This window comes from Niveispirillum cyanobacteriorum (genome assembly GCF_002868735.1).
In the GTDB taxonomy this organism is placed as follows: Bacteria; Pseudomonadota; Alphaproteobacteria; order Azospirillales; family Azospirillaceae; genus Niveispirillum; species Niveispirillum cyanobacteriorum.
The window spans coordinates 1,884,249-1,903,028 of the sequence record NZ_CP025611.1 but is presented as its reverse complement, the minus strand read 5'-3'; the positions used below and the strand labels follow the sequence as shown (position 1 = coordinate 1,903,028).

Sequence of the window (18,780 nt, the reverse complement as noted above, 5' to 3'; positions counted from 1 at the left end):
GGGGATACCAGTATGAGGAATATCATCATAATTGCGCAGACTTTGCGTCTGCGTCGTTCGGGTTCCGTGCATGTCGGTGCCTGTCCGGCTTGCGGTTATCCGGGTGCTTTCACTATGCAAGATCGGGATGGGCGGGCCTTGGTCCATTGCCATGCCGGGTGCGATCAAACCGCCGTGGTGGCGGCACTGCGCAAGGCTGGCGTATGGGGGCGGGATACCACCCGCCGCGAATGGCCCATTGCCGCTCATCCCGTGCCCACTGGTGAGGGTTCACGGGGCAAAGCCCCTTTTGATGCCAGCGCCGTCCTGTCCATATGGCAGCAATGCCGGGACGCGCGCGGGACCGTTGTAGAAACCTATCTGCGGTCACGATGCATCCATTTGCCGATACCGGTTGATATCCGGCTTTACCTGCGCATGCGCCATCTGCCGACAGGGATGAAATGGCCCGCCATGGTCGCGGCTGTGCGCGATGCTGGCGGAACGATTGTCGCCCTTCACCGTACCTATTTGCGACCGGACGGCATGGGCAAGGCGGACATTGATCCGGCCAAAATGACACTTGGCCCCGTTGGGGGGTGTTCCGTCCACCTCGCACCCGCCGGCCCGCACATGATCGTTGCGGAAGGTATCGAAAGCGCCCTGTCCGCCATGGGGGGCGCTGGGCTTCCAACATGGGCAGCCCTATCCGCCGGGGGCGTGCGTAAGCTGATCCTGCCGCCGCTGCCCAGCGCGTCCACCGTGACGATAGCCGCAGACAATGACCCGGTGGGTTTGGACGCTGCCCATGACGCGGCACAGCGATGGATCACGGAAGGGCGAACCGTCCGTATCGCAACCCCACCCGCCCCCTACACCGATTGGAACGATGCCGCGACCGGAAAGGCGGTGGATCATGAATGACGCAATTGCCAATGCCATCCATGGGGCCGGTGAATTTCACGACCCCCTAACAAGGCCGCTAACCGTGCTGACAGCGGCGGAGTTTGCGGCGCTTAATCTTCCCCCGCGTGAGTACCTGATCAAGCCATGGCTCCCGGCCAAGGGGCTGGCTATGGTCTATGCCCGCCCTGGTGTTGGCAAAACCTGGTTCGCCCTATCAGCGGCCTATGCCATTGCAACAGGTGGCAACTTCCTGTCGTTTTCGGCCCCCGCGCCAAAGCGCGTTCTTTACCTTGACGGGGAAATGCCATCGGAAGCGGTACGAGACCGGCTTGCGGATATCATGAACGCATCAAACCTGAAACCGCCTAGCGATGACTATTTCCGCATCCTATCGGCAGACCGTAACGAATTCGGATTACCAGACCTTTCCGATCCCGACGGACAAACTGCGATAGCACCACATGTCGAAACAGCCGACCTTATAGTCGTGGATAACATTTCCACGCTGGTCAGACATGGGCGCGAAAACGAGGCGGAAAGCTGGCAACCTATCCAGGATTGGGCCTTGCACCAACGCCGTTGCGGGCGATCCGTCCTATTCGTCCATCATTCGGGGAAGACGGGGGCGCAACGCGGCACGTCAAAGCGGGAAGACGTGTTGGATACGGTGATTTGCCTGAAACGTCCCGATGGTTATGAAAGCAGCCAAGGCGCACGGTTCGAAGTGCATTTTGACAAGGCGCGCGGTCTTTTCGGAAAAGATGCAGAGCCGTTTGAGGCGATATGCAGCGTCAACCGGGGCAAGGCGGTATGGAGTACGTCGGCAATCGTAAAAGCTGATTTGAAGCGCATTGAACCGCTTTTCGCGGCGGGGATGTCAGTACGGCAAATTGCTGAGGAAACGGGCTTGTCTAAGTCGAAGGTGGACAGGTTGGTCAAGCAACTGCCCGCAACATCCAAGTTACCACCGAGCGATGCCTAGTCCGGCCTTGCCTGTCCCATTGTCCCACGCCCACAGTTTGGGACGGTGGGACAGTGCGGCAACAAGTGTTGATTTTTGAGCTGCGCAACAGCCTAGAGGCTACCGCTAGAACGTTCTTTATGTACAGCGCTACGCCTACCACGTTAGAATTTAAGCGTGTAGGAGTGCTGCTTATGGCTACGCCGGATCAGATACCGAGTGATTTGACCCTTGAGGTCGCTGTGAACCTGTCGCCCGAAAGGTTCATGGCGGTAGCGCGCGCATTTTTTGGATATGTGGAGGAGATCGGTCGGTCGATTACGGCAGACGAGTCGGGCCCGGACTGGATTGTTCGCCTCCGCGAAGGTAGCCATTTAATTGGTGTTGATCCTGCGCCGAACACGTCCATTGAAGCAGTGCATGCAGTCTACGCTAAAGCCGAGTCGGGCATTAAGCAACTGTCGGTCGGTGACTTGACCGGAGCCGGGCTATCAGATGCCGCGCTTAAGCATCTTAGAAACTTGGCGGACGCGACCATAATTGACAGAACAAGGACTGTTCCAATCCGTTTGTGGGTTAAGCGAGCGCCGACTGAACTAAACAAAGAAATAGCCAACTTGATTAGAGATGATTGGAATGTTGACTATCACGATTTTGGTACAATTGAAGGGAAATTAGAAGCTATTCAGGATCGTGGCGCGTTGAATTTAACGGTTCGCGATCCCTATCTCCGGCAGACTGTTAGGTGCATCGTATCTGAAAATTTACTGAAGAAGGCATTCGAGAATTTTCGACAGCGAGTTGAGCTCTCCGGAACTATACATTATCGCAAGAACGGAAAACCTATTAGTATTGAGGTTGCCGAAATTACTCCCCTGGAAGATGACACAACCTTGCCGACATTAAATGATGTTCGCGGTATTCTGAGGTTCGATGCATGACAATTGAACTTGTTTATTGGGATAGCGCAACTTTCCTCGCCTATTTCCAAGAGGAGCAGGGGCGTGTGCAGCTTTGCCACGGAACGCTAGATCGTGCGGATCAAGGTGAAGTCGTGATCATAACGTCGGCGTTGACGATAGCTGAATGTCTTTGGCTGCGAGGTGAGCGACAGATTCCGAAAGATCGAGCTGACATCGTCAGACGGTTCTTTCGGCGTTCATTTATCAGGGTACGAAACGTAAGTCGCTCAATATCTGAGGAAGCCCAGACGTTAGTTTGGGATATTGGGATAAAGCCGAAGGATGCTATTCATGCTGCAACAGCAATGGAAGCCGGTGTACCGATAATCGAGACATTTGACGAAGGGTTTATTGCTAAGTCAGGTCATTTCGGCCAACCCCGTATAATCGTTAGGCAGCCTCCAATTCCCACTCAGCGAAGATTGTTAGTCTGAATGAGGTGGGCGCGCGTACTGGTGGCGAAATTCCCTTACGCCCGCGCCATCGGCAATTCCTCAAAACACGTCGTCCACCTTGGGCTTCGCAGGTCAAAGCGTGCGGACCATTGCCTTTGACGCGGGATGCCAGCCCCCGCCAGTTGCAGGGAACCGCGACCATGGGCGGCATTCACGCTATCCAGGGCCTGCATAAGCCGCTGTGACCGTGCCTTGTCCGGGGTGGCGTCAAACAGGCTGGGCTGTGCCGCTTCCGGCTTCACCAGACCGTCAAGCAATACGCCCGCCTTGGAATAGCGGTATCCATCCCGCCAGATGCGGGAAAGGCATTCCCGCGCGGCCCTGACAATCGCCAGCGTGTCCGCTGTGGCGTCGGCAAGCGTGACGGTAGCGGCATTGCTATATTGCGCGTCGCTGTCCTTGAACCGGTTGGTATGGATGAAGGTCTGAACCGACATTGTCGCCATGCCGGCATCCCGCAGTTTTTCCGCAACGCGCGTGGCATAGGCGGTGACAGCTTCATCCATCTGCCCCCGTTCGCACACCGGGGCACCGAATGCGCGCGTCACGGCAAGCCCCTTGCGGTCCTTCTGGACCATGTCGGGATGCACGCAATCCACCCCGCGCAATTCATCAACGATGCGTTGCCCGGTGACGGATAACAGGTCGCGCGCGTGCCGCCGATCCATCTGGGCAAGGTCCGCCGCTGTCCTGATCCCGATATAATTCAACTTCACCTGTGAAGCCGGCCCGATTCCCCACACCTCACCAACGGCAATCCGCGACAGCAGCCCAGCCCGGATATCGGGCGGTGACAGGTCGCAAACGCCCCTGTCATTCAACAGCCGTTTCTTGGCGGCATGGTTCGCCAGCTTTGCCAGGGTGCGGGTAGGGCCGATCCCGACACAAGTCGGAATGCCGGTCCAGTCGCGCACGGTTTCCCGGATGCCGCTACCCAGGTCGGACAGGTTCCAGTGATCGAACCCCGCAAGGTTTAGGAATGATTCGTCAACGCTGTACGGTTCCACGTCGGGGACCAATTCCCGCAACGTGTCCAGAACCCGCCCGCTCATATCGCCATAAAGCGTGTAGTTGGATGAAAGCACCTTAACCCGGTTGGCGCGCAACAGGTCGCGCACCTGAAAGGCGGGCTGCCCCATCTTCACGCCCAGCGCCTTCAATTCATCCGACCGCGCGACGAAACAGCCGTCATTGTTTGACAGCACCCCGACAGGCACCCCGCGCAACCGGGGATCAAACACCCGCTCGCACGACACATAGAAGTTATTGCCGTCTACCAGCGCATACATGGGCGTCACGCCATGAAGGTGATTGCCGACGTGACACAGCCCCACACCTCAAACTGCATTCCATCCCCAATGCGGATGGGCGGGTGCATGTCCTCATGTCCGGGGGCGGGGTGACTGTCCAGATATATAGAGCCGTCACGATCCTTACGCAGCCGCTTCACAACAAGGCTTCCGTCCACAATGGCAACAATGACCTTTCCGGGAACCGGCTTCACCGAACGGTCAACCACCACCATCCCACCATCAACGATGCCGGCCCCGACCATGGATGTTCCCGTGATGCGAACGGCAAAGGTTGATGCCGGGCGATGCACCAGCAACCGGTTAAAATCCAACCGCCCTTCCGCATAGTCAGCAGCCGGTGACGGAAAGCCTGCCCCGACACGCTGTTGAAAGACAGGAACCGGGCACAGCGGGGGACGCTGGGCGATGTCGTGATATTCCATCATGCACCTCTATGCGATGGCACACGATAGAACAAAAAAAGAACAATCTGCAATTGGGCGATCTATACCCCTATGTGCGTCACCTTTACCCCGTCATGCATTGAAAGCGGGGAACGCGCGGACGCGACATGGCAATTCCCGCCCATGCCGCCGTCGGGCTGTTGGCACTGACCAAGTCAGTTTTGCAATGCCCTAAAAGATCAAGGCTTTATGGGGATGATATGGCCGATGGCGGATATTCCACGGACTACCTAACATATTGTTCTTGCTATACTTACTGTGTCCGTGACGATCAAAGGCGGGTATAATTGCCAAGGGATTTCGGCAAAATCCGCGAGGGCATCATGGGTGGGTTTGGTTCAGGGGGGCATAACCGGGTAGCCGGCACCGTTGAAGGCAGCCGCACGCTTGACGTGATGAAGCTACACCGGGCCGGGTCCCTTCGCCCTGGCTATTGGGGGACGTGGCAATGGTCCTATCAGGATGGCACCACGGCAACCATTCAACAGCGCGCGAACGAATCCGAGATTGTGCTGATTTACAAATACCGTCCCGGCTTTGGGGATTGGGAGCCGGTGGAACAGCGGGTGCCCATAGACTGGACCGCGTGCCGCTATGGAGGCTCCCGCCCATGGTTCCGCTGCGTCTGCTTTTCAGGTGGGCAATATTGCGGAAAGCGGGTGGCGAAGCTCTACGGAGCCGGAAAGCTGTTTGCCTGTCGGCACTGTTACCGGCTGGGCTATCAGTCACAGTTGGAACGGGAGCACTTACTCCCCCTGCATACTGCCAACAAGCTGCGTAAGAAGTTGGGGGGCGATCCCGGCATGGCGTCCCCGATCCCCAAAAAGCCCAAGGGCATGCACTGGCGAACCTATAATGCCGCCGTAGAGCGCATTCTCACCCTGGAGATAGAAGCGGAAGGGGAGCTAGAGGAAGTCATCCTACGCATGGAAGCACGATGGAGCCGGGCAAGGGGGAGGCGACGCTCCCATACCTGAACCGTTCGCGCGTGTCCGCCCACAGCCGCCCCAATCCGATATGAGGTGTGGGGAAAAATGTGGGGAAGCCAAAGAAATGCAGTGTGCATTTCCTGATAAATCAAAGGCTTACGGGGATGGAATGGCGGAGAGGGTGGGATTCGAACCCACGGTACCCTTGCGGGTACTTCGGTTTTCGAGACCGACGCGTTCGACCACTCCGCCACCTCTCCGCATGACCTCGCCGCGCATGATTTCCGGTGGTCGACCGGGGCGCCCTGGCGAAGTGGCGCGGAACCTACACAAACCGTTCGTGGGATGCAACAGTCCTTTTTCATCGCGCTCATACAATATATAAGCAACTCCATGCGGCGGATGGACCCCACCCTTGCAGGGCGCGGGGGGCGAAAGCCCAAGGAAAAGAGTCTGTTCCTGGTTGACAGCCCGTCTCGGACAGGTATATTCCGCCGCCTCTGGAAACGGAGCCTCTTTGGCTGCCGTATTCCTTTTTGCGGCAGAATGGAAGGGGCCATCCCATTGGCGGGGGTTCCCGGATCTTTAAGAAGTGGTGGTTAGAATGTTCGCAGTCATCCGCACCGGCGGTAAGCAGTACAAGGTCGCGGCCGGCGACGTCATTCGGGTTGAGAAGCTGGCCGGTGAGGCTGGCGCCTCCCTGAAGCTGGACGAAGTCCTGCTGGTCAGCAACGAGGGCACCACCACTGTCGGTACGCCCCTGATCGCCAACGCTGTCGTCACGGCTGACGTTGTCGCCCAGGATCGCAACGACAAGATCATCATCTTCAAGAAGAAGCGCCGCCAGAACTACCGCCGGAAGAACGGCCATCGTCAGGAAGTGACGGTGCTGCGCATCACCGGTATCCAGGCCTGAGCGCCTTTTTGAAGCTTCAGTTAAGGAGTTAGATCCATGGCACATAAAAAGGCAGGCGGTTCGTCCCGCAATGGTCGCGATACCGCTGGCCGCCGTCTGGGCGTCAAGCGCTTCGGCGGTGAGCTGGTTCTGGCCGGCAACATCCTGGTCCGTCAGCGCGGTACCAAGTTCCATGCTGGTGAAAATGTCGGCATCGGCAAGGACCACACGCTGTTCGCGCTGGTTCACGGCAATGTCGAATTCAAGACCGGCCTGAAGGGTCGCACCTTCGTCGCCGTCAACGAAGTCAGCTTCGATGACGAGCCGGCGGTTGCCGCCGAGTAAGGTCTGTCGTTGGCCCTTGGCCGATGTTCGGAATGTGACGGGTCGGGGGAGCGGGCAACCGTTCCCCCGATTTGTTTTGAGTTGTTTTGCGCCCTCAGGCGCCGGGCGCCGTCCTGTGTGCCTCCCGTTTCTGTTGTAAAGTCGGTGCCGCCATGAAGTTCCTTGATCAGTGCAAGATCTACCTGCGTAGCGGTGATGGCGGCCCGGGTGCAGTGGCGTTCCGGCGCGAGAAGTTCATCCCCTTCGGCGGGCCGGATGGCGGCAATGGCGGGCGTGGCGGCGATGTGGTGATTGAGGCTGTGGACGGCCTGAACACCCTGATCGACTATCGCTATCAGCAGCATTTCAAGGCCAAGAAGGGCGACCATGGCATGGGCTCGTCCCGTAACGGTGCCCGTGGTGCCGATGTGGTGCTGCGCGTGCCGGTGGGCACCCAGGTGCTGGACGAGGATCAGGAAACGGTGATCGCCGACATGACCGAGGCCGGCCAGCGCATCGTGCTGCTGAAGGGCGGTGATGGCGGTTACGGGAACGAGCATTTCAAGACCAGCACCAACCGCGCCCCCCGCAATTTCGGCCCCGGCTGGCCGGGGGAAGAACGCTGGGTCTGGCTGCGTCTGAAGCTGATCGCCGATGCCGGCCTGTTGGGCCTGCCCAATGCCGGCAAAAGCACCTTCCTGGCCGCTGTCAGCCGCGCCCGGCCCAAGATCGCCGATTATCCCTTCACGACCCTGGTGCCCAATCTGGGTGTTGTGAAGGCCGGTGAGGAAGAATTCGTCATCGCTGATATTCCGGGCCTGATCGAGGGCGCACACGAAGGCCACGGCCTGGGCACCCGCTTCCTGGGCCACGTGGAGCGCACGCGCGTGCTGCTGCACCTGATCGACGGCACGCAGGAAGATGTGCAGCTCGCTTATCGCACCATCCGCCGCGAGTTGCGCATGTATGGCGGCGGCCTGGCCGACAAGAAGGAAATCGTCGTCCTGAACAAGGTCGACGCCCTGACCGAGGAGGAGATCGAGTTCAAGCGCACCAAGCTGCGCCGGTCGGCCAAGAAGCCCGTCTTCGTGATGTCAGGTGCGGCGGGCGAGGGCGTGCAGGAAGTGCTCTACGCCCTGCTGAACATCATCAAGGAAGGCCGCGCCGAAGAAGGCATTGCGGCCGAAGAGGCGGCCTATCGGGCGCGGTATCGGCCGATTGAGGAGTGAGTGGCGGGGGTGGCAAACATCCCCCATGCACCCCCATCGCCCCCGCCCATCCGTGCTGCGGCGTTGACTCACCGCCAAACATCCCTATCTTGCACCGGTTAAACGGCTGGCCTTTGCCATCCCGTGCCCTTTGTCATGCGGAAAGGCCCCGGTTTCGGGGTGACGGCGTTGAAGAAGAAGCTGTTCATCAAGACCTATGGCTGCCAGATGAATGTCTATGACAGCGACCGTATGGCCGATGTCCTGGGGCCGCTGGGCTATGAGCCGACGGATACGCCCGACGGCGCCGACATGGTGATCCTAAACACCTGCCACATCCGCGAGAAGGCGTCGGAGAAGGTCTATTCCGAGCTGGGGCGCATCCGGCACCTTCAGAATGAGAAGGCGGCGGACGGCGGGCGCATGGTGGTGGCCGTGGCCGGCTGCGTGGCACAGGCCGAGGGCGCGGAGATCATGATGCGCGCGCCCCATGTGGACATGGTGTTCGGGCCCCAGACCTATCACCAGCTGCCCGAAATGGTGACGCGTGCGGTGCGCGGGGCCGGTGGCGTGGTGAATACCGACTTCCCGGTTGAGAGCAAGTTCGACCTGTTGCCCGAGGAAAGCGCCAAGCCGCAGGGGCCGGCGGCGTTCCTGTCGGTGCAGGAAGGCTGTGACAAGTTCTGCACCTTCTGCGTGGTCCCCTATACGCGCGGGTCGGAATATAGTCGGCCCGTGGCCCAGGTGTTGAACGAGGCCAAGCGACTGGTGTCGCATGGCGTGCGGGAAATCACCTTGCTGGGCCAGAATGTGAACGCGTTCCATGGTGAGGGGCCGGACGGCAAGGCCTGGGGTCTGGGCCGGCTGATCCGCGCCCTGGCGGAGATCGATGGGCTGGCGCGTATCCGCTATACCACCAGCCATCCGCGCGACATGGATGATGACCTGATCGACGCGCATGGGACGGTGCCGCAACTGATGCCGTTCCTGCATCTGCCGGTACAGTCGGGCAGCGACCGCATCCTGGCGGCCATGAACCGCAAGCACACGGGCGATGATTACCGCCGCCTGATCGACCGGTTGCGCACGCGCCAGCCCGATCTGGCCCTGTCGTCGGATTTCATCACCGGCTTCCCCGGTGAAACGGACCAGGACTTTGCTGACACCCTGCGCCTGATCACCGATATCGGCTTTGCCCAGGCCTATAGCTTCAAATATTCCGCCCGTCCCGGCACCCCCGCCGCAACGCTGGAAGGCCGGCAGGTGGATGAGAAGGTGAAGGATGAGCGGTTGCAGGCGGTGCAGCAATTGCTGAACGCCCAGCAGGTGGCCTTCAACCAGACCATGATTGGCCGCACCCTGTCGGTGCTGTTTGACCGGGTGGGCAAGCTGGAGGGGCAGCTGCTGGGCCGCAGCGCCTATATGCAGTCGGTCTATGTGCAGGCGCCTGCCCGCTTGATGGGCCAGATGGTGGAGGTGCATATCACCGGCGCCTACGCCAACAGCCTGTCCGGCCATGTCGTGACCGGTGAGACCATGACCCAGGCCGCCAGCCGGGCGGTGGAGGTACACGCTTGATCAATCTGGAACTGTCGTTCGACGATAACCGCCTGCTGCCGCTGCTGTTCGGGGAGCATGGTCAGTTCCTGACACGGCTGGAAAAGCAGACGGGCACGCGGTTGATGTCGCGTGGCAATATCCTGTTGATCGCGGGTGAAGACGAATCGGCGCAGGCAGCGCGTGCCGCCATCCTGGCCCTGTGGGACCGGGTGAAGGCCGGCATGCCCGTGGGGCCGGGGGAGGTGGATGCCGCCGCCCGTCTGGCCATCAGTGCCGATGTGCAGACCAGCGGCAATGCCCTGGCCCAACTATCGGACCCGCGCGCCGGCCTGAAGACCAAGCGGCGAACCATCACCCCACGGAGCGGCACACAGGCAAGGTATCTGGAGGCGCTGGCCGAAAGCGAGCTGGTGTTCGGGTTGGGTCCTGCCGGCACGGGCAAGACCTATCTGGCGGTGGCGCAGGCCGTCAGCCTGCTGATGCAGGGTTCCATCGAACGCATCATCCTGTCACGTCCCGCCGTGGAGGCGGGGGAACGTCTGGGTTTCCTTCCCGGCGACATGAAGGAGAAGGTCGATCCCTACCTCCGCCCGCTCTATGACGCGCTGCATGACATGCTGCCGGGGGATCAGGTGACCAAGCGTCTGGAGACGGGTGTTATCGAGGTGGCGCCGCTGGCCTTTATGCGCGGGCGCACGCTGGCCCATGCCTTCGTCATCCTGGACGAGGCGCAAAACACCACGCCCATGCAGATGAAGATGTTCTTGACCCGCCTGGGTGAGGGCAGCCGCATGGTGGTGACGGGTGACGTGACCCAGATCGATCTGCCCACCGGGCAGAAATCCGGCCTGCGCGAGGCACTGACCATCCTGCGCGGGGTAGAGGGTGTGTCGTTCGTGGAGTTTACCGACCAGGATGTCGTGCGCCACCCGCTGGTGGGCCGCATCGTTCGGGCCTATGACGCCGCCGACCGGGCGCGGGAAGGGGCGTGAACATGCCGGATCGTGTCGAGATCGCGCTGTCCATTGAGGATGAGCGCTGGGAAGCGTCAGTTGCCGGCGTGGAAATCTTGTGTGAGCGGTCAGCCCGCTCCGCCCTGGCTGCGGCGCATGCTCAGGACCCGGACTGGCTTCCCGAAGGCCCCGTCGAGATGTCGGTAATCCTGGCCGATGACGATACGGTTCAGGAACTGAACAAGAATTATCGCGGCAAGGATAAGCCTACCAACGTCCTGTCCTTTGCGCTCTACGCCGATGGCGGCGATGAAGAGGGCGAGGATGAGGATCATGTGGACGAAGAACAGGACCAAGAAGAGCTCGGCGACGAGCCTGATGGCGGCGACGTGGAATTCCTGTCGCCAGAGGCCCCGGTTCCTGTAATATTGGGCGATGTGATTCTGGCGTTTGAAACGGTGGAACGCGAGGCGCGTGAGCAGCGCAAGGCCTTTGCCGACCATCTGGCCCACCTGGTGACCCACGGCGTTCTGCATCTCCTGGGTTACGACCATATTGAGGATTCCGAGGCCGAACAGATGGAACGGCTGGAAACCCAGATTCTGTCGGGGCTTGGTATCGCCGACCCCTATGCCGGGCTGCCGGAAGGACACCGTGCGCCTGATGACCCGGGGGACCCGTCCCCGGACCCGTCCCCTTAACCCCAGAAAGATGATGGCCGACCTCAGCGACAGTCGATCGCCCCGCGAAGACGGGGCGGAAGAAAATGGAACCCTCGCCCAGCACCTGCGTGGCTGGCTGCGGTCAATCCTCGGGGTACGCGGCGGTGACACGCTGCGCGACACGATTGAGGAATTGATCGAGGAGACGGGACCCAAGGAGCCCTCCATGGCGGAGGGAGAGCGAGCACTGCTCGCCAATATCCTGAAGCTGCGCCATCGCACCGTGGCTGATGCCATGGTGCCGCGTGCCGATATTGTCGGCGTGCCCATGGACATTACCCTGCCCGACCTGATCAAGCGTTTCTCTGAGGAAGCGCACAGCCGCATGCCCGTGTACCGGGAAGAGCTGGATGACGTGGTTGGCATGGTCCATATCAAGGACGTGCTGGCCTGTGTGGCCGGTGCCCGCAACTTTGACATGCAGGCCATCACCCGTGAGGTGATGATCGTCGCCCCCTCCATGCCCGTTCTCGACCTGCTGCTGAAGATGCGGCAGAAGCGCCAGCATCTGGCGCTGGTGGTCGATGAATTTGGCGGCATCGACGGTCTGGTTTCCATCGAAGATCTGGTGGAAGAGATCGTGGGCGAGATTGAGGACGAGCATGATGATGCCGAGGAAAGCGCGCTGACCCCGCGCGCCGACGGTACCGTCGATGTCGATGCCCGTATCCCGGTGGAAGAGTTCGAGGCGCAGCTGGGTCGCTATTTCGACGCGGATGAGTTGGAGGATGTCGACACGCTGGGCGGGTTGGTCTTTGCCATGGCTGGTCGCGTGCCTTCGCCCGGTGAGGTGCTGAAGCATCCGGGCGGGCTGGCTTTCGAAATTCTGGATGCCGATCCGCGCCGCATTAAGATGCTGCGCGTCCACAATCTCGTCACGAACAAGGACGATGATGCGGACGAGCCCCAGCGGGCGGTTGGGTGACGCCTGCCCTGATCCGCAGGTTTGCGCGTCTCCACCCCCTCTCCGGATAGTCTTATGACCCAACCAGCCGTTTCGCCCCGTCTCGCCATACTGGCCTGTCGGGTCACCGATTTGCGGGGGTGGCGGCGGTTGGGGTTGTCCGCGCTGGCCGGTGCAGTGGCGACCTTGGCGCTGCCGCCGGCCCATATCCTGCCCCTGCTGTGGCTGGCCTTTCCGCTACTGATCTGGCTGTTGCGCGGATCGGATCGGGGCCGGACTGACTTTGCCATCGGCTTTGCCTTTGGCGTTGGCCATCACGTACCGGGCCTGTACTGGATCAGTGCGGCGCTGTTCACCGATATCGGTCGCTTCTGGTTCATGCTGCCCTTTGCCCTGTTGGGGCTGCCGGCGCTGCTCGGCCTGTTCCTGGGTGCCGGCACCGCCGCCTTTGGCTGGGCCCGCCGGCGGTTCGGCCTGACGGGGTGGGCGGAAGCAGTGGCCCTGGCGCTGGCCTGGGTTGCCGTAGAATATGCGCGCGGGCATCTTTTCACGGGCTTCCCCTGGAACCTTCTGGGTTATGGCTGGGTGCCGATCCTGCCGGTGCTTCAGTTTGCGTCTGTGGCCGGCATCTATGGCCTGTCGCTGCTGACGGTCCTGGTAGCGTCACTGCCAGCGACGTTGGCGGGGCCAAGGCCTTCCTGGCGACCGGCCCTGGCCGGTGTGGCTGTTCTGGCCCTGGTGGCCGGCTGGGGTGGCTGGCGGATGGCGGGGCAGGGGCTGGGCGATGTGCCGGGCGTCATGCTGCGTGTGGTGCAGCCCAATATTCCGCAGGAACTGAAATGGAAGGAAGAGGCGAAGATCAACAATCTGCGCCACCTGATTTCCATGTCCGGTGCGGAGGGATGGGACCGCATCACCCATGTCATCTGGCCGGAAACGGCGGTGCCCTATTTCCTGTCTTCTGACAGTTCAAATGCCGATCAGCAGCCGCTGACCCGGCTTTTGACACAGATAGCACCGCCGGGTGGTGCTTTAATTACCGGCGGTAACCGGCTGGCCACTGATGCTGCCGGCAATTATGTGTATTTCAACAGCCTTTTCGCCCTGACCCAGGGTGGACATGTTGCAGCCAGTTTCGACAAGTTTCACTTGGTGCCGTTTGGCGAATATTTGCCGCTGCGTGCCCTGCTGCCCAAGGGCATGAAGGCCGTGGCGGCGGGGGCCGATTTCTCTGCGGGTCCCGGTCCGCAATCTCTCACACTGCCTGGTGCGCCCGCGGCCAGCCCCCTGATCTGTTATGAGGTGATCTTTCCCGGTGCCGTCATGCCACGGGGTGGTGAGCGTCCACATTGGCTTCTCAACGTGACCAATGATGCTTGGTATGGACAGACCGCAGGACCCCACCAGCATTTTGCCATTACTATCGTGCGGGCGGTGGAAGAAGGTGTGCCCCTGGTACGCGCCGCCAACACCGGCATCTCGGGTGTTATCGATGCATACGGGCGGGTCAGGGGCAGCGTACCGCTCGGCGATAGCGGAAATCTGGATATTTCACTACCTCAGCGCGCCGTTTTCGTGCCATTGTATGCAGACTTTGGCGATCTAGTCCCCGCCCTGATCTGGCTGGGTCTGTTACTGGCCATCGTCGTGAAGGCGCGCCGTCAGATAACGGCCTGATGCTAGCTTCACAGTGAGTTTTGGGACGATGCGTGCATATGTCCTGCTGGATACAGATATGGATGTGCAGCATACCAAAGAATAGAGGTTAATCGCTTGACGACATGCAAACGTATGTCGCAGGATCGAGATAACGCCATTCTGGAGGTTGTCCGCATGCAAACTGAAACCCGTGGCCGTCGTGGTGGCGGTCGACCCAAGCTCGGCAAGCCGAATCCCATTGATGTCCATGTCGGCACGCGTGTGCGTCTGCGTCGTACCCTGCTGGGCATGAGCCAGGAAAAGCTGGGTGAGGCCATTGGCCTGACGTTCCAGCAGGTCCAGAAATATGAGCGTGGTGCCAACCGCATCGGCGCTTCCCGCCTGTTCGATCTCAGTCGCGTTCTGGATGTGCCAGTGTCGTTCTTCTTTGACGACATGCCGCATCCCGATGGCTCGCCCAATCCGGCCCCGACGCCGATGCCTGAGGCGGGCGAACCCGATCCGATGGCCAAGCGTGAGACGCTGGAACTTGTGCGCGCCTATTACCGGATTACCGATCCGGCCGTGCGCAAGCGCATCTTCGAGTTGACGAAGGCCGTCGCCGGACCTGCCGACGCCGGCTGATCGGATGCAAGGGGTGGCGTACTGTTCGGTTAGACCTTCGCCTGCACCCTTGACCCTTCTCTAAAAGATTGCGACAAACACGCGGCCCCATTTGCTCTGGGGCGGCGTGTTTTTTTTATGCCCGGAAACAGATCAGCTGAGGCGACCCAAGTGGCCAAGTCGAACTACGTCTTTACGTCCGAATCCGTGTCCGAAGGTCATCCGGACAAGGTCTGTGACCGTATCTCCGACGCTGTCGTCGATCTCTACTTGGCGGAAGACCCCGTCGCTCGCGTGGCGTGCGAGACGCTTGCCACGACTAACCGTATCGTGATCGCGGGTGAAGTGCGTGGCCCCGGCAGCCTGCTGAAGAAGGTCGAGGAAGTGGCCCGCGAGGCTGTCCGCGACATCGGCTATGAGCAGAAGGGCTTCCATTGGGCCACAGCCGAGGTTGCCGTGCATCTGCACGCACAGTCCGCCGACATCGCCGTCGGCGTTGATGCCGCCGGCAATAAGGACGAGGGTGCGGGCGACCAGGGCATCATGTTCGGTTACGCCTGCACCGAGACGCCTGCCCTGATGCCGGCACCGATCTATTACAGCCATCAACTGCTGAAGAATCTGGCCCAAGTGCGTCACTCGGGTGAGACCCCTTGGCTGGGCCCTGATGCCAAGAGCCAGTTCTCGCTCCAGTACCGCGATGGCAAGCCGGTGGGTGCCACCTCCGTGGTTCTGTCCACGCAGCATTCCGAGACGGTGAGCCAGGAAGAAATCCGCGAGACAGCCCGCAAGCATGTCCTCGATATTCTGCCCGAAGGCTGGATGTGCCCGGAAGAAGCGTTCTATGTGAACCCGACGGGGCGGTTTGTGATTGGCGGTCCCGACGGTGACGCCGGTTTGACTGGTCGCAAGATCATCGTGGACACCTATGGCGGGGCCGCACCGCATGGCGGCGGCGCCTTCTCCGGCAAGGACCCGACCAAGGTTGACCGTTCCGCCGCCTACGCTGCACGCTATCTGGCCAAGAACGTTGTTGCTGCCGGTCTGGCTGACAAGTGCACCATCCAGCTCAGCTACGCCATCGGTGTTTCACACCCGCTGTCGGTCTATATCGACACGGCCGGCACCGGTCATGTGGATGAGGACAAGCTGTCCGACGTGCTGCGCCAGCTGATGAACCTGTCCCCGCGTGGCATCCGTGAGCATCTGAAGCTCAACCGTCCCATCTATGCCCGCACGGCGGCCTATGGCCATTTCGGTCGCGAGCCGGATGCCGATGGCGGCTTCAGCTGGGAGAAGACTGATCTGGTTGCCGATCTGAAGTCGGCGTTTGGCGCCTGATCCTTTCGGGCGGCTTGTGTCCGCCCGGCACCATATTGCCAGCGGCCCGCCTACCCGGCGGGCCGTTTGCTATTCCGCCCATCTGCTTGAACGATCCGAGTCGCATCATGTCCGAGGACAGCATCCCCCACCGCAAGGTTCTCTATGGCCGCCGTCTGGGCCGTCCCCTGCGCAAGCAGCGGTTGGAGGTGATGGAGACGCTGCTGCCGAAGATGAAGCTGACGGTGCCGGCGGAGGGGGACCGTCTGGACCCTGCCAGCCTGTTCGACACGCCCAAACGCGACCTGTGGTTCGAGGTTGGCTTCGGTGGGGGAGAGCACCTGGCCTGGCAGTCGGAACGCAATCCCGATATCGGCTTCATCGGCTGTGAGCCTTTCATCAATGGCGTCTCGTCCCTGCTGAAGCATGTGGCGGAGGCCGGCCAGACTAATATCCGCGTCGTTCCCGACGATGCGCGTCCCATCCTGGACGCGCTGCCTGACGCGTCGGTGGGCCGTGCCTTTGTGCTGTTCCCCGACCCCTGGCCCAAGGCGCGCCATGCGTTTCGCCGGTTCATCGGGCCGGTCAATCTGCCGCGTCTGGCCCGCGTGCTCAAGGATGGGGCAGAGCTGCGTATCGCGTCGGATGATCCGCAGTTGCAGCGCTGGATGCTGGAACATACGTGGCGCTATCCGGATTTTGAATGGACGGCCAGGACTGCCGAAGACTGGCGTATCCGCCCCGAAGACTGGCCCCAGACACGATATGAGAAAAAGGCACTAGATGCCGGTCGTGTCCCGATGTTCTTGCGGTTCATTCGCAAGAGCAGGGCAACCTAACCTTTATTGCTGAGTGGATGCCCGCGACTTTAGCAGTACCTAACCATTTGGACCCGTTAAATTCGCACAGCTCCAGGCCATTATTCCGACCCTATGATTTTTGTTCCGGGTGAAACGGCCCGGCGCCGTTCAGACGGTAGGGGAGGAATGAATGAAACAGCTCCGCGACCTGCGCATCGGGATGAAGGTCAACCTCGCCATGGGCATGCTGGCGTTGGTGGCGATCATCATGGCCGTGATGGGTTTGTCCGCCATGTCGGTCTATCAGGGTGAGGTGGAGCGGATGGGCCGCGACACCCAGCGTGCCGTCCTGTCCGAACAGATCAATGGCCTGATCAACGCGATTGTGATGGATAGCCGCGGCATCTACATGGCCCGCGACGCTGCCGAGGTTGAGAAGTTCGCCAAGCCGATGACGGCCAGCTTGGATCTGCTGGACAAGCGTCTGGGCGAGTATCAGGCGCTGGCCCAGGGTGCCCAGAAGGCCGCCATGGATGAGGCGGTTGCCAAGGGCCGTGAATTCGTGACCTTCCGCCGCGAGTTGATTCGTCTGGGACAGACGGAAGGCGCGGCATCAGCCCGCACCTATGGCGACAATGACGCCAACCGCGCCAACCGTCAGGCCTTCAACAAGTCCATGGTGGCGCTGTCGGAACAGCAGGTTTCCCGCGTCAAGACCGTCATCGGTGAGTTGGACAGTTTCGCCGACCGCGAACGGATGACCATGCTGACCATCGCAGCTATCGGCATCCTTGGGTCCGTCGCCTTTGCGATGTGGCTGGTGTCGCGTCAGGTCACAGGTCCGCTGGTTTCCGTGACGGGGACCGTGCGTCAGATGGCCAATGGCGATCTGTCTGCCCAGGTGCCTGAAACCGGTCGCGAGGATGAGATCGGGCAGATCGCCGATGCGCTGGATGTGTTCAAGCGCGGTCTGGCCGAAGCCAAGCGCCTGGAAGCAGCCCAGAAGGCCGAACAGGCCGCCAAGGAGGAGCGTCAGCGCCGGCTGGAGAAGCTGACCAATGATTTCGCCTCCAAGCTGGGCGAGGTTTCAACGGCGCTGGCCCGGTCGGCCCAGGATATGCGCGATAGCGCCGAGGGTCTGACCGGTGCCGCCAAGGCCGCAGCGACCCAGGCCGCCGAAGTGGCCAGCGCGTCGGACGAAAGTGCTGCTGGCGTGCAGAGCGTTGCTGCCGCAACGGAGGAGATCAATGCCTCCATCGCGGAAATCGCGCGTCAGGTGGTGGAGGCGAATAATGTCGCCCGTGCTGCCGTTGAGGATGCGGGTGAGACCAGCCGCACCATGGATGGCCTGCAAGGTGCCGCTGGCCGTATTTCTGAAGTTGTCGGGCTGATCCAGGGTATCGCGGCGCAGACCAACCTCCTGGCGCTGAACGCCACCATTGAGGCGGCGCGGGCAGGGGAGGCCGGTAAGGGCTTTGCTGTGGTGGCGTCGGAGGTGAAGGCCTTGGCCATGCAGACGGGCAAGGCGACGGAGGATATCACCTCGCAGGTGTCGAGTATCCAGCGGGAGACTGCGGCTGCCGTGACCGCCATTGCCCGCATCGCCAACACCATCGACAAGATTGGGGAGATCACCACAGCGCTGGCCGCCGCCATTGAGGAGCAGCAGGCCAGCACCAATGAAATTGCTCGCACCGTTCAGGATGTCGCCAACGGCACTCAGGCCGTCTGCGATGCGGTGCAGGGGGTCAGTCAGGCGGCGGCAAATACCGGTGGTGCCGCTGCCACCGTGCATGGCACGGCGTCCGACGTGACCCGTCAGTCAGTGGTGCTGAACACCGAGGTTGATCGTTTCGTGAAGACCATTATTGCTGCTTAATAGGG

At 61.0% G+C, this 18,780-nt stretch carries 19 protein-coding genes and 1 tRNA gene; 17 read left to right on the top strand and 3 right to left on the bottom strand.

The window, feature by feature from the left end:
• The first annotated feature begins 114 nt into the window (after positions 1-114).
• The 4 genes from C0V82_RS08715 (at position 115) to C0V82_RS08700 (ending at position 3,242) form a co-directional block, all read left to right on the top strand.
• Positions 115-903, top strand: coding sequence for a DUF7146 domain-containing protein (locus C0V82_RS08715; protein WP_158659815.1), 789 nt, complete (start codon positions 115-117; stop codon positions 901-903).
• Positions 896-1,867: an AAA family ATPase gene (locus C0V82_RS08710; RefSeq protein WP_102111994.1), complete on the top strand. Its 972-nt coding sequence runs from the start codon at positions 896-898 to the stop codon at positions 1,865-1,867. The genes C0V82_RS08715 and C0V82_RS08710 overlap by 8 nt, the downstream gene beginning before the upstream one ends.
• Positions 1,868-2,040: 173 nt before the next feature.
• A complete protein-coding gene (locus C0V82_RS08705) occupies positions 2,041-2,787 on the top strand; it encodes a hypothetical protein (RefSeq protein WP_158659814.1) in 747 nt (248 codons plus the stop codon).
• Positions 2,784-3,242 (top strand): type II toxin-antitoxin system VapC family toxin, encoded by a 459-nt coding sequence (locus tag C0V82_RS08700; RefSeq protein WP_102111992.1) that lies wholly within the window; start codon positions 2,784-2,786, stop codon positions 3,240-3,242. Before C0V82_RS08705 ends, C0V82_RS08700 begins: the two co-directional genes overlap by 4 nt.
• 35 nt (positions 3,243-3,277) lie before the next feature.
• On the opposite strand, the gene C0V82_RS08695 is transcribed toward C0V82_RS08700, so the two are convergent.
• Complete coding sequence (locus C0V82_RS08695; protein ID WP_102111991.1) at positions 3,278-4,552, bottom strand: Y-family DNA polymerase; 1,275 nt, start codon at positions 4,550-4,552, stop codon at positions 3,278-3,280.
• Positions 4,553-4,557: 5 nt separating this feature from the next.
• Positions 4,558-5,001, bottom strand: a complete 444-nt coding sequence (locus C0V82_RS08690; protein ID WP_102111990.1) for a LexA family protein — start codon at positions 4,999-5,001, stop codon at positions 4,558-4,560.
• 341 nt (positions 5,002-5,342) lie between these two features.
• On the opposite strand from C0V82_RS08690, the gene C0V82_RS08685 reads away from it, so the two are divergent.
• Positions 5,343-5,996, top strand: a complete 654-nt coding sequence (locus C0V82_RS08685) for a hypothetical protein (protein ID WP_158659813.1) — start codon at positions 5,343-5,345, stop codon at positions 5,994-5,996.
• 122 nt (positions 5,997-6,118) lie between these two features.
• On the opposite strand, the gene C0V82_RS08680 is transcribed toward C0V82_RS08685, so the two are convergent.
• Positions 6,119-6,208 (bottom strand) — tRNA-Ser (locus tag C0V82_RS08680).
• A gap of 344 nt (positions 6,209-6,552) precedes the next feature.
• Between C0V82_RS08680 and rplU the strand changes: the two genes are divergently transcribed.
• The 12 genes from rplU to C0V82_RS08620 all read left to right on the top strand — a co-directional run bounded on the left by rplU (position 6,553) and on the right by C0V82_RS08620 (position 18,775).
• Positions 6,553-6,864, top strand: coding sequence for a 50S ribosomal protein L21 (gene rplU / locus C0V82_RS08675; RefSeq protein ID WP_054165740.1), 312 nt, complete (start codon positions 6,553-6,555; stop codon positions 6,862-6,864).
• A gap of 36 nt (positions 6,865-6,900) precedes the next feature.
• Positions 6,901-7,188 (top strand): 50S ribosomal protein L27, encoded by a 288-nt coding sequence (gene rpmA, locus C0V82_RS08670; RefSeq protein WP_102111988.1) that lies wholly within the window; start codon positions 6,901-6,903, stop codon positions 7,186-7,188.
• Positions 7,189-7,340: 152 nt separating this feature from the next.
• Complete coding sequence (gene obgE / locus C0V82_RS08665) at positions 7,341-8,396, top strand: GTPase ObgE (RefSeq protein ID WP_102111987.1); 1,056 nt, start codon at positions 7,341-7,343, stop codon at positions 8,394-8,396.
• 135 nt (positions 8,397-8,531) lie between these two features.
• Positions 8,532-9,953, top strand: a complete 1,422-nt coding sequence (gene miaB / locus C0V82_RS08660; RefSeq protein ID WP_102111986.1) for a tRNA (N6-isopentenyl adenosine(37)-C2)-methylthiotransferase MiaB — start codon at positions 8,532-8,534, stop codon at positions 9,951-9,953.
• The gene (locus tag C0V82_RS08655; protein ID WP_188595058.1) at positions 9,950-10,927 is read left to right on the top strand and encodes a PhoH family protein; all 978 of its coding nucleotides are present in this window, start codon (positions 9,950-9,952) and stop codon (positions 10,925-10,927) included. The genes miaB and C0V82_RS08655 overlap by 4 nt, the downstream gene beginning before the upstream one ends.
• 2 nt (positions 10,928-10,929) lie before the next feature.
• The gene (ybeY, locus tag C0V82_RS08650) at positions 10,930-11,589 is read left to right on the top strand and encodes an rRNA maturation RNase YbeY (RefSeq protein ID WP_102111985.1); all 660 of its coding nucleotides are present in this window, start codon (positions 10,930-10,932) and stop codon (positions 11,587-11,589) included.
• Between the two features lie 13 nt (positions 11,590-11,602).
• Positions 11,603-12,535: a hemolysin family protein gene (locus tag C0V82_RS08645; protein WP_102113332.1), complete on the top strand. Its 933-nt coding sequence runs from the start codon at positions 11,603-11,605 to the stop codon at positions 12,533-12,535.
• Between the two features lie 54 nt (positions 12,536-12,589).
• Positions 12,590-14,191, top strand: coding sequence for an apolipoprotein N-acyltransferase (gene lnt / locus C0V82_RS08640; protein ID WP_102111984.1), 1,602 nt, complete (start codon positions 12,590-12,592; stop codon positions 14,189-14,191).
• A 156-nt stretch (positions 14,192-14,347) separates the two neighbouring features.
• Entirely contained in the window at positions 14,348-14,797 is a 450-nt protein-coding gene (locus tag C0V82_RS08635) for a helix-turn-helix domain-containing protein (protein WP_102113331.1), read from the top strand.
• A gap of 150 nt (positions 14,798-14,947) precedes the next feature.
• A complete protein-coding gene (gene metK, locus C0V82_RS08630) occupies positions 14,948-16,117 on the top strand; it encodes a methionine adenosyltransferase (RefSeq protein ID WP_102111983.1) in 1,170 nt (389 codons plus the stop codon).
• 107 nt (positions 16,118-16,224) lie between these two features.
• Complete coding sequence (gene trmB, locus C0V82_RS08625) at positions 16,225-16,935, top strand: tRNA (guanine(46)-N(7))-methyltransferase TrmB (protein ID WP_102111982.1); 711 nt, start codon at positions 16,225-16,227, stop codon at positions 16,933-16,935.
• 151 nt (positions 16,936-17,086) lie between these two features.
• Positions 17,087-18,775 carry a methyl-accepting chemotaxis protein gene (locus tag C0V82_RS08620; protein WP_102111981.1) on the top strand — a complete coding sequence of 563 codons (1,689 nt, stop codon included), beginning with the start codon at positions 17,087-17,089 and terminating at the stop codon, positions 18,773-18,775.
• Positions 18,776-18,780 lie beyond the last annotated feature (5 nt).